9 protein-coding genes are annotated in these 10,839 nt (G+C 55.9%); 2 read left to right on the plus strand and 7 right to left on the minus strand.

Annotated elements, in window-relative coordinates:
• The coding region (locus ACWI8T_RS05985; protein ID WP_449138295.1) for a PHP domain-containing protein at nucleotides 1-610 on the minus strand (610 nt) is incomplete at its 3' end.
• 324 nt (nucleotides 611-934) lie between these two features.
• Entirely contained in the window at nucleotides 935-1,474 is a 540-nt protein-coding gene (locus tag ACWI8T_RS05990) for a pyridoxamine 5'-phosphate oxidase family protein (protein WP_288168990.1), read from the minus strand.
• 407 nt (nucleotides 1,475-1,881) lie between these two features.
• On the opposite strand from ACWI8T_RS05990, the gene ACWI8T_RS05995 reads away from it, so the two are divergent.
• The gene (locus tag ACWI8T_RS05995) at nucleotides 1,882-2,610 is read left to right on the plus strand and encodes a B3/B4 domain-containing protein (protein ID WP_449138296.1); all 729 of its coding nucleotides are present in this window, start codon (nucleotides 1,882-1,884) and stop codon (nucleotides 2,608-2,610) included.
• A 181-nt stretch (nucleotides 2,611-2,791) separates the two neighbouring features.
• Here the strand turns inward: ACWI8T_RS05995 and ACWI8T_RS06000 are convergent, their stop codons facing one another.
• Nucleotides 2,792-4,378 (minus strand): YfcC family protein, encoded by a 1,587-nt coding sequence (locus tag ACWI8T_RS06000; protein WP_288483518.1) that lies wholly within the window; start codon nucleotides 4,376-4,378, stop codon nucleotides 2,792-2,794.
• A 245-nt stretch (nucleotides 4,379-4,623) separates the two neighbouring features.
• Here ACWI8T_RS06000 and ACWI8T_RS06005 point away from each other — a divergent pair, with 245 nt between their 5' ends.
• A complete protein-coding gene (locus ACWI8T_RS06005) occupies nucleotides 4,624-5,589 on the plus strand; it encodes a helix-turn-helix transcriptional regulator (protein ID WP_281667977.1) in 966 nt (321 codons plus the stop codon).
• A gap of 235 nt (nucleotides 5,590-5,824) precedes the next feature.
• Here ACWI8T_RS06005 and ACWI8T_RS06010 read toward each other — a convergent pair whose 3' ends face one another.
• From ACWI8T_RS06010 to atpG, 4 genes are all read right to left on the minus strand, one after another.
• Complete coding sequence (locus ACWI8T_RS06010; protein WP_449138297.1) at nucleotides 5,825-7,909, minus strand: VgrG-related protein; 2,085 nt, start codon at nucleotides 7,907-7,909, stop codon at nucleotides 5,825-5,827.
• A gap of 272 nt (nucleotides 7,910-8,181) precedes the next feature.
• The gene (gene atpC / locus ACWI8T_RS06015) at nucleotides 8,182-8,445 is read right to left on the minus strand and encodes an ATP synthase F1 subunit epsilon (protein ID WP_114615386.1); all 264 of its coding nucleotides are present in this window, start codon (nucleotides 8,443-8,445) and stop codon (nucleotides 8,182-8,184) included.
• Nucleotides 8,446-8,448: 3 nt separating this feature from the next.
• Nucleotides 8,449-9,906: a F0F1 ATP synthase subunit beta gene (gene atpD / locus ACWI8T_RS06020; protein WP_123219596.1), complete on the minus strand. Its 1,458-nt coding sequence runs from the start codon at nucleotides 9,904-9,906 to the stop codon at nucleotides 8,449-8,451.
• Nucleotides 9,907-10,803: an ATP synthase F1 subunit gamma gene (gene atpG / locus ACWI8T_RS06025; RefSeq protein ID WP_114615388.1), complete on the minus strand. Its 897-nt coding sequence runs from the start codon at nucleotides 10,801-10,803 to the stop codon at nucleotides 9,907-9,909.
• Nucleotides 10,804-10,839: the final 36 nt, after the last annotated feature.

Here is a 10,839-nt window from a genome sequence, read left to right on the forward strand (position 1 = left end):
TATTCGCAATGTCGGTCAAATGCCCATTCATCTCGCGCTGACTCATACCGCCGTTGGTGGTAATGCCCTGGTCTTGCAGCTCGATGTAGAAATCACCCGGCTCGTATAGCGAAGCGAGCTTGCGAGCCCACTGCTCGGCACCTTCAAAATCGCGCGCATCAATGCAGCGCGGAATAATGCCCGCGATACACGCGCTTGAAGCAATGCAGCCCTCGGCGTATTTCTTCAGCATGTCGAACGTGGTGCGCGGCTTGTAATAAAAGTTGTCGCAATGCGATTCGCTCACAAGGTGCAGCAAGTTGTGATAGCCCACGTTGTTTTTCGCGAGCAGCACCATATGATACAAACGCGACTTCACCTTCGAGCCGATTTCGGGATCTTCGGTAAAGTAAATTTCGCATCCGTAGATGGGCTTGACCTTCTTGCCGGTTTCTTTTTCCACCGCCTCGCACGCATCGCACAGTTCGGGCACGCCGCACATGACGCCATGGTCGGTAATAGCCACGGCGGGCATGTTAAGATCCGCCGCGCGGCGCACCATGTCTTTAATTTTGGTGGCACCGTCGAGCATGGAATATTCGGTATGGTTATGCAAATGGACGAAAGCCATGCAGCCCTACCCCTTCCGTATATTTACGAACAAATGGTCGTTTTCTATAATCTAGTTTTATCATAGCAACCCAGCGAGCGCAAGAGCCACAGTCCGCACAGAAAACCTGTTAAATGCTCGTAGCGTTTAACAGGTTTCGCACGACTTTCGAAACCACAGGATCGCAGCCGAAAACCGCGCTCTTGCCTCTAGACGGTACCCACGCCCACAAGCCTTATGTCGCTCAAAAATCGCACTCTAGCTTAGAAGCACCATGCTACCCCGAGTCCACACACCGATTCGAACCATTCGTACTGCATTCCAAAGCAGTGTTCACCCAAAGCCCTACGCTTTCGGCTTGCGTCGACCAGCCTTGCCAGTGATGCGCTCCACATCGATGCACCAAACATCGGTGATATCGAATTCGCGTTCAATCGCGCCACCAATCTCGTGCTTTTCGGAAGGCATGTATTTCATGCACAACGCTACGAGCATCTTTCGCACCGCAAGCGAACTCTCGACGTGACGAATGCGACCCGCAACCATCGCGCTCGCAAAGCGCGTGGTAAAGAACGTCTCTTCGTAGCACGGCTCGACCTCACACGCCACGCTACCCCACACGCGAGCGTCGCGACGCCAGTCGGCCATCTTATGCCCGTCATTCTTCGTCGTATGAATATAGATGCGGCACACAGGCTCCTCGCCCTCGCCTGCACCTTCAACAGAGCCCCAACCGCGCTCAACCACATACGACAACGGCACGCAATACGGCATGCCATCGTCGTCAACAGTCGCCACGGTGATGAACTCCCCTTCGTCGAGAACCTCAAGCGCGTCTTCGACGGATATCTCACGGTCGGCATATTGCATTGGATAGTTTTTCATAACGGAACTCCTCTCAACCATGGCGAGCAGCGCAATCGAGCAAAGTTGCTCTGGAAAGCGGGGCGTGCCCTCTGCTGCCCATCTCGCCCAAGCCAGCGCACGCAAAAACGAAACGCGGACGGGCTTCGACGCAGAACGAACACCAACAAACAGCAGGCCCAATCATGCTTGGATATTGTACTCACCAATGGCCATGAATCTAGCGAAGCTATCCCATTTTTGATACAGTGCGCCACAAATTGGAAAACATCCCGCCGCCGGGTGGGAAACCGAGCACTCGGATCAATCGCGACGTTAGGCCTTTGAAGCCGCGATTGGCCCGAGTGCTTTTGTTTTTCAAAGGAACAGCAGCCTAGGAAGACCGCATCGAATTCCGTAGCGCGATACGGATACAGAAAGGACCAGCCATGCAGAAATTTATTGCAGAACCCTCATTTTGGGAAATTCTGCCGGAAGCTTCAATCGGGATTATGGTCGTGCGTGCCATGAAAACCGCCGACGAAGTATCCAGCGAAGACAAGGCAGCCATTACGAGCATCCTCAATGAGGCGAATGCAACGGCGAACCAACACCTTACGAGCAGCACTATTTCCGAAAACGAGGTCGTGGCCGTATGGCGTCGGGCATACCAGCTCTTCAAAACCAAGAAAGGGGCACGCTGCTCCATCGAAAACCTGCTCAAACGCGTGTTAAAGGGCAATCCAGTGGGCTCAATCACCCCATCGGTCGACATTTACAATGCCATTTCGCTGAAGTACGCCCTGCCCGTTGGCGGAGAAAACATCGACGCTTTTGTAGGTGACTTCCACTTGGGAATCGATGAAGAGGGAGGCAAGTCGTTCCTTCCCATCGGCGAAGAGGAAAACGCCCCCACCCTGCCAGGCGAGCTTTGTTACTACGACGAAGAAGGAGCCGTATGTCGATGCTTCAATTGGCGCGATGGGCAGCGCACGGCACTCACCGACGATTCCCGCAACGCAATTCTCGTGATTGAATGCGTCGATGGCGCGCGCCTGGCCGAATTGCATGCCGCGCTCGACGAGTTCGCCGATTTGATGCGCCGTTTCCTGGGCGCGGAAGTGGCGGCAAAGGGAATCGTCACGAAGGACAATCCCGAAATGACGATCGTCGAATAATCGCAAAAAACAAAGCGGCCGTGAACCCAAGACGAATGCCCGAGAACACGGCCGCGATCCCCTTCCGAAAAGAAAGAAGCCGCCCAGGGGAAAGGGCGGCTTCAATCGTCCCGTGGCGGGGACGTATGGCGACTCGCCGCGCGTGGTTGAGCTGCCGCGGGCGATAAGGATATACCGTAGGTTAGGCGCCGACCATAACCTGGATAACGAGCAAGGCGCCACCGAACACGAACAGGAATCCAACCATCGGGAGAACGAACTTCACCCAGTGGGAGTACTTCATGTCGAGCATGGTCAGGGTTGCCATGACCAGACCCGTAGGTGCGAGGTAGAGCATTGCGTACTGGCCCCAGTTGTAAGCGGAAACAACGATGGAGCGGTCGATGCCAACGGTGTCGGCGAGCGGCGCCAGAATCGGCATTGCGAGCACGGCCAGGCCCGAAGAAGAAGGCACGATGAAGCCGAGCAGGAAGAACATGACCATCATCATGAGGATGAACAGCGGACCAGACATACCGGCAACTGCGTTGGATGCCCAGTACAGAAGCGTGTCAGAGATAAGGCCGTTTTCCATGATCAAGTTAACGCCGCGGGCGAGGCCGATGATGAGCGAAACGCCAACCAGGCTCGAAGCGCCATTAATGAATGCCTCGGTAACGGTCTTCTCGTCAAGGCCGCACAGGAACATGCAGATGATGGCGACAGTGAGGAACGAAGCGGCCATCTGCGGGAACCACCAGCCCTGGCTCACAACGCCCCAAACCATGATGACGAATGCCATGACGAAGAGCACCAGAATGACCTTGCGCTTCCAGTCGAACGCAGGAATGTTGTCAGAATCGGGGTCATGCGTAGCATAGAGCTTGGCGAACTTCTCACGGTCTTCATAGGTGTAGCTGAACTCGGGGTTCGCCTTGACCTTCTTGCAGTACCAATACAGGTAGGAGATAACGACGATGGCGCCAACGACGCAGCCGATAACACGCCACATGATGCCTTCGGTCCAGATAACGCCGGCAGCATTCGAAGCGATAACGACCGAGAACGGGTTGATCGTCGAGAACGTGGTGCCCATGGAGCCTGCGAGGAAGATAGCGCCAACGCAGACGATGGAGTCATAGCCCAATGCCAAGAAGATAGGCACCAGAATCGGATAGAACGCAACAGCCTCTTCTTCGAGACCGCAGGTGGTGCCGCCCAAAACCATGAGCGCGGCCACGAGGAATACGAGCGCGAACTCGCGACCCTTCGTCTTCTTCGTGAGCGCGACCAAGCCACTCTCGAATGCGCCGGATGCGTTCACAACACCGATCAAGCCACCAAGAACCAAAATGAAGACCATAATGTCAACGCCGTTGATAGTGCCATTGACCATCGAGGTGAAGACGTCGGCAACACCCATGGGCTGAGACTCGAGCTCGGTGTAGGTACCAGGAACAGAAATTGCCTTGGTGATAGCGCCGTTCAGAAACTGATTGACGTCGATCTTCATGCCGGCGAGTTCGGGGTCGGCATGGAATGCCTCAGCCGTGCCTTCAATAGTACGAACGTTGCCATCGGGTTCGGTGATCTGGAACACGCCCGAGTCGGCGACGTAGGCGACCTTGGAATAGGCACCCGCGGGAATAAACCACGTTGCGATTACTGCGAGAATGGTGATTACGAACAGGATCGTAAATGCCGTAGGGAAGCTGAGCTTATGCTTCTTCTTCGGCTTTCCGTCAGCCGCGCCGTTTCCCACCGGCGTGGCCACTGCCTCTTCTGCCATATTTCCTCCTTGTGACGTGGGGCTCGCACCCGTATGGCGCCCAACGCCCCTCTCTCTGGCGCGAGTGTATCGAGGAAAGTAACGATTTGGCTACGTATAACTCTGGTACAGAGGGGGTATATCTTGGGTGTAGCATGCCGTTTACCCAGGTCAATAAATGCACCTCACATAATCCTCGACTCATACCCAGCCAGAGAGGTCTACAATGGTTGTAGGGGAAACCAGTACCGTGAAAAGGGGCAACCATGGGTTTGGTCGTTCTGTTCTATTACACGCTTATCATTTTGCTGGTGAGCATCATGACATCGGCGATGTGCTTGTCAACATTTTTGGTCACGCATCGCAAGTATCTTGGCTTCGCTTGCATTGGCTTTCTGTTTTACTTCTTCGATGTGGCGCTCGTCTTCTTGGACGACTTCACGGTAAACTCCACAGGCACCATGCCCGAATCGGTGTATTTCATTGGATCGCAAGTCACCTCGATCGTTACGGGCTGTGGGCTGTTCACGGCTTTCTGGCTCATGGTATGCGACGCGCTCGACGAGCAACGCCGCGCACTGCAAATCGCGCCTGCCGTCGTGTTCGTCATCGCGAGCTTGGCCGTCTACGCATTCATGCCATCAGGCAACACGCACCTCTTCGTGTTTTACGGCATGCGCACGCTCTATCTGCTTTGGATAATGGTCTACATCGCGGTTCGATATATGGGACGAAGCGACGCGCTGCGCGAACGCATGTGGCGCCATCGCATTGGGTATGCTGGCGTGCTCGTGCTGGGAGCCGCCGTGCTTATCGAAAACGTCCTCTTCCTGTTCTATATCGACCCCGTGTTGGTCGAATCGGGCGCAGTACCGTTTTTTCCCGAACGCAACTTCGCGGAAAACGCCCTTATGCTATGGATGGCGGCATTTATTGGCGCTTCCTGCTATAAACTGCTTTCGATTCATTTCGTAAAGCCCCCCGCCGAAGCTGAGGGCCGCGTGGGAGCATTCATCAATGCCGGTCTTGCAGGCTATGCACAACACTATGGCCTTTCCGCGCGCGAAACCGAGGTGCTTCGCATGGTGCTCGAAGGCAAAGACAACCAAAACATCGCGGGAGAGCTCAGCCTTGCCGCGTCGACCGTTAAAGTGCATGTGCACAACATCCTGAAGAAAACAGCGCAGGCAAACCGTCAGGAGCTCATGCGCGACTTCCGCAAAATGTCATAGCATGCTCGCACCGCCCTGCCTTCATCGCAATCCCAATACGCTTCAAGGCAGACGCCAAAGCGTTGCGCAATCATCGCATCATCGTCTGACGAATCGCAACAGAACGCTATCGACAACCTGCCAGGAACCTGTTCGTGCTAAATGCTCGTAGCGTTTAACAGATTTTCGAAAGCAAAAAAGCCGAGCTCGTCATGTCACGAGCCCGGCTTTTTACTTGATCGGTGAGGAACTGCCGCTAACGTTCGTCCCTGCGATGGGTCATTCGGAAAACAACAACGCCGATGACCGAAAGCGCCGCAACGGCAATCGCGGCCATCGCGATAATGAGGCCTTTCATGCTGTCGTTGGTTTGAGAGATTCTATCGCCCTGCTCTGCCTGGTTGACAGCTGCCTGATTGCCTTGAGAAGCGTCGGACGCCGTCTTCGAAGCTCCAGCATCGGACTCATTGCCTAATGCCTTAGCGAGGCTCAGGGAATCGCCGTCGCCCTTCTGTTCGTCCTGAGCAACGCCGGCATTGTTCTCATGAGAAGCATCGGAGGAGCCGCCACTCGGCGCCTCCCCCTCTCCTCCCAAGGCGCCATTCTGGGATGCGTCGCTCGATGCATTGTTGCCCGTATCGATGGACGCACCATTGCTTCCGCCTGCTTCGGTCGATGTATTCGAACCGCCAGAAGCATTCTGGTTAGAATTAGAAACACCATTCGAGCCCGTATTCATGGCATTGCCAGGAACAGCAAAAGACGGAATAAGTGGAACCATATTCACGACAGGAGCGCTCGTCGCAGATGAGCCGCCCGAAGGCGAAACGGAGCCAGAGCCAGAAGCCGCACCGGAGCCGGGAACAGATCCTGAGCCAGCGAACTCACCTGAAATCGAGCCAGATCCCGACAACGCACCCGAACCTACAGCCGCGCCAGAATTACCATTGCCGTTGGAGCCGTCACCAACCGCATTGCCGGCTCCACTCGAGATGGAGCCTTGGCCGCCCAACGTTCCCGCGCTCGCCCCGCTGCCAACGCTGCCCGAATTCGCCGTATCGCCAGAAGTGGAGCCAGCGCCACCCGCACTCACATCCCCGCCATTCGACAAAGTGCCGCCATTCGACCCAACACTTCCGTTCGAGGGCGCATTGCTCGAAGCTGAACCATTGGTGTCCCCAGCAGCCGTAGAGCCATTGCCGCTCGACCCAGAACCCTCATTCGACGAAGAACCACCGCCAAGAGAGCCATCCTGATCGGGCTCGGTCGCATCTTCCGCTTTCACATGGGTATCGCCATGTTCAGAGATCATCGCGAGGCATTGGGCCTTCTCGCGCTTGTAGCGGTTTTGCCAACCCTGATGATATTGAGGCTGACCCTTGTAGAACACGCCAACATTCTCGACGACATAGTCGCACAGAGTACTCACAAACTCAGTATCGGTCATATCGTTGTTCAGGCCGCAACCGTCCCAATATTTCCAGCTATTGTAGAAGCCGTTCCAGTCATACCCATCGGAATATCCTCCGACAAATTTATGCCATCCAGAGGGGCCAAAAAGGTTGCACAAGCTCGCGCAAAGGCCCTGAACGGCATCGGCACGGCTATAAATGTCGATTCCACGAGAATCAAGATAGTCAAGTGCGGGCTCAATGTACTTGATATATTCCCAGCCATCTTGCAAACGAGAGAATTCCTCGGCATCGGCCGCATATGCGGCTTTCCAGGAAGAATTCAAGGCAACGCCGAGCGCCGTGAATTGGCCGTTTTGACGCATGGCATTATCGGCTTTAAAGGTCGAATCAGCAATATAGTTGAACTGCTCAAACATCGAGTATTTCGATGGGTCGTATGCATACACCGCGCGGATGAAATCAAACAAACCGTAGCGATTGTCGAACTGATAATAGCCAACCGCATGGAACCCGTCGCCCGAGCTCAAGGTTTGAGCATAGCTGCCGCCCTCATAGGCGCCGAAATACGTTACATCGCTGCTCAGGTTCACAGGGCGCAAACCCGACGCGGATCTCCCCATCGAAAACAGCGAGATAAGCGCCTCGGGAGAGCCTTCTTCGGAATAATAGTCTTCCTTATTCACCTGCACACCGGTTGTCTCGGCCACATAATTGGTTTGCGACTCCCCTGCTGAGTTGGCGTCAGTTTCGTCGACTGAAACGCCAGAGTCCAAGCTGACAGAATGAGAAGCCGCCGAATCTTCTTCAGAGCCATTGGTGGAATCGGCAAGCGCAACGGCGGGAAATGCCATCGTCGCCGCCATAGCAACCGCAACGCCGCTCGAAATGACGTTGCGGCGCACATAAGCAAAATGAGACAGAGCCATAAGCCCTCCTTACGCGTGGTTCGAATACATTGCAGATGCGTAATCGTATTAATACAACCACAGAAACCAAGAATTGGCTAGAAGGCACTTAAAGTAATTGGGCCCTACCTGGCAAAAGATAACGACCAATTCAGCCGAATACCAACGGAGGAAACAAGCGACTCCCGCAGAAGAGACAACCGCGCCCATCGCTTCGCGCCATCCCACGCACCGTTCGACAAACAAAAAAGCCGACCCCATATGGGATCGGCTTTTCAGAGATGCAATGGATGCTATTTCTCTTCGGCCTTGTCGGCAAGAATGATGACTTTGTCACCGCTCACTTGCACATAACCGCCTTCAACGGCAAATTCCTTGAAGGGGCCGCCTTCGTCTTTTTGGACGCGGACAACGCCGTCCGCGAGCGTCGAGACCAAGGGCACATGGTCGTAGAGGAAACCCATTTCGCCTTCGGATCCGGGCACCACGACGAAGTGGACCTCGTCGGAGTAGAACTTCGCCTCAGGCGTCACGATATCGCAGGCAAATTTCGTCATCGCTTATGCCTCGTCCTTCTTCATGGCTTCGTACTCGGCGTACACGTCGTCGATGCCACCCTTCAGGCGGAAGCACTGCTCAGGAATCTCGTCGCACTCGCCGTCGAGAATGGCAGCGAAGGAACGAACGGTGTCTTCCATCTTGACGTACTTGCCCGGCAGGCCCGTGAACTGGGTCGCAACGTGGAAGCACTGGCCGAAGAACTGCTGAGCCTTACGCGCACGGGAAACCGTGAGCTTCTGCTCTTCAGTAAGTTCGTCCATACCCAGAATAGCGATGATGTCCTGCAGGTCTTTGTAGTTCTGCAGAAGCTCCTGGATGCCGGTAGCCACGCGGTAGTGCTCTTCGCCAACGATAGCAGGCTCAAGGGCGCGAGAGGTGGACTCCAGCGGGTCGACGGCGGGGTAAATACCCAGCTCGGCGATGGAACGAGACAGAACGGTCTTCGCATCCAGGTGGGTAAACGTCGTGGCCGGCGCGGGGTCGGTCAAGTCGTCAGCGGGAACGTAAACAGCCTGAACGGACGTAATGGAGCCCGTAGAGGTAGAAGTAATGCGCTCCTGCAGGTCGCCCATCTCGGTAGCCAGCGTGGGCTGGTAACCAACGGCGGAAGGCATACGGCCGAGCAGAGCCGAAACCTCAGAACCCGCCTGGGTGAAGCGGAAGATGTTGTCAACGAACAACAGAACGTCCTGGCCCTGATCGCGGAAGTACTCCGCCTCGGTCAGGCCAGCCAGGCCGACGCGCAGACGAGCTCCCGGAGGCTCGTTCATCTGGCCGTAGACCAAGCAGGTCTTGTTGATAACGCCAGAATCGCTCATCTCCAGGTACAGGTCGGTACCCTCACGGGTACGCTCACCGACGCCGGTGAAGACGGATGTGCCGCCGTGCTCCTGCGCCAGGTTGTTAATGAGCTCCTGGATGATAACGGTCTTGCCAACGCCAGCGCCGCCGAACAGACCAGTCTTACCACCCTTGATGAAGGGCTCGATAAGGTCGATAGCCTTGATGCCCGTCTCGAAGATTTCGGTCTTCGTGGACAGGGTATCGTATTCAGGCGCAGGGCGGTGAATCGGCATGTAGCCAGAAACCTCGGGCATCGGCTTCTCATCGACGGGCTCGCCGATGACGTTCCAAATGCGGCCAAGGGTCTCAGGGCCAACGGGCATCATAATCGGATGACCCGTGTCAACGACCTCGGTGCCACGCACCAGGCCGTCGGTAGAGCTCATTGCGACGGAACGCACGAGGTTGCCAGGAAGCATGGTTTCAACTTCCAGAACAACGTGCATTTCGCCGGCGGGGGTTTTCGCATCAACCGTCAGCGCGTTATAAATCGCCGGCAGCTGATCCGCAGGGAATTCGACGTCAACAACAGGGCCGACGATACGCACAATGCGACCGGTGGCACCCTTGCTGGCATCGAGTTCCGCTTTGGTAAGCATTCTCTCGTCAGCCATTTAATCCTCCAAAGCTGCAGCGCCACCAACGATCTCGGAGATCTCTGTGGTGATGGCGCCTTGACGTACGCGGTTATACACTCTCGACAGCGTTTCCACCATCTCGTTGGCGTTCTCGGTAGCCGAGTGCATTGCCGTGCGGCGTGCGGCCTGCTCGCCAGCAGCAGAGTCGATCAACGCATGGTAAATCGACGTGCGCAGGTAAGCGGGCAGAAGACGCGCGAGCACATCGGCGGGTTCGGGTTCGAACTCAACGCTCGCGGAGACTTCGGCATTCTCGGAGGTTTCCTCGGCGGCCGCAGCAACGACAGCCTCGGTATCGACCGGCAGAATGACTTCCTCACGAAGCACCTGCTCAGCCGCGTTCTTGCAGTGGTTGTACACCAGAACGACCTCGTCGACGGAGCCTTCCTCATACGCCTTGACAGCGTAATCGGCAATCTCGCTCGCCTCTTCAAACGTCGGATCGGCGGAGAGGTCCTTGAAATCAAGAACCGGCGTCACGCCGCGGAATTTGAAGAAGCCACCGGCCTTCTTGCCACAGGCGATAACGTCCACCTCGACACCCTGCGCCTTTTTCGCGCGAATCGTCTTCTCGACGGTGCGCAGGACGTTCGAGTTAAAGCCGCCTGCGAGGCCGCGGTCGGAAACCACGGCCACACACAGGACACGCTTTACGCTCTCACGCTTTTCCAGCAAGGGGTTCTCGCTGGCCTGCACGCGCGCCGCGACGCCTTGCAGCATCTCGGTCATGGAGTCGGCGTAAGGAGCAGAGGTCTGAATACGCTCGGTGGCATATTTGACCTTCGCGCCAGCGACCATTTCCATGGTGCGCGTAATCTGCTTCGTCGAAGAAACCGACTTGATGCGCTTTTCAATGTCGTGCAGGTTAGGCATGTTGGGCCTTCCTTACGCCACGAATTGCGCCTTGAA

The sequence above is a fragment of the Slackia sp. genome, from assembly GCF_977041755.1.

Excerpts from the sequence above, each read along its gene's own strand:
- ACWI8T_RS05990 (WP_288168990.1), bottom strand. The coding sequence starts at position 1,474 with ATGAAAAACTATCCAATGCAATATGCCGACCGTGAGATATCCGTCGAA.
- ACWI8T_RS05995 (WP_449138296.1), top strand. The coding sequence starts at position 1,882 with ATGCAGAAATTTATTGCAGAACCCTCATTTTGGGAAATTCTGCCGGAA.
- ACWI8T_RS06000 (WP_288483518.1), bottom strand. The coding sequence starts at position 4,378 with ATGGCAGAAGAGGCAGTGGCCACGCCGGTGGGAAACGGCGCGGCTGAC.
- ACWI8T_RS06005 (WP_281667977.1), top strand. The coding sequence starts at position 4,624 with ATGGGTTTGGTCGTTCTGTTCTATTACACGCTTATCATTTTGCTGGTG.
- ACWI8T_RS06010 (WP_449138297.1), bottom strand. The coding sequence starts at position 7,909 with ATGGCTCTGTCTCATTTTGCTTATGTGCGCCGCAACGTCATTTCGAGC.
- atpC (WP_114615386.1), bottom strand. The coding sequence starts at position 8,445 with ATGACGAAATTTGCCTGCGATATCGTGACGCCTGAGGCGAAGTTCTAC.
- atpD (WP_123219596.1), bottom strand. The coding sequence starts at position 9,906 with ATGGCTGACGAGAGAATGCTTACCAAAGCGGAACTCGATGCCAGCAAG.
- atpG (WP_114615388.1), bottom strand. The coding sequence starts at position 10,803 with ATGCCTAACCTGCACGACATTGAAAAGCGCATCAAGTCGGTTTCTTCG.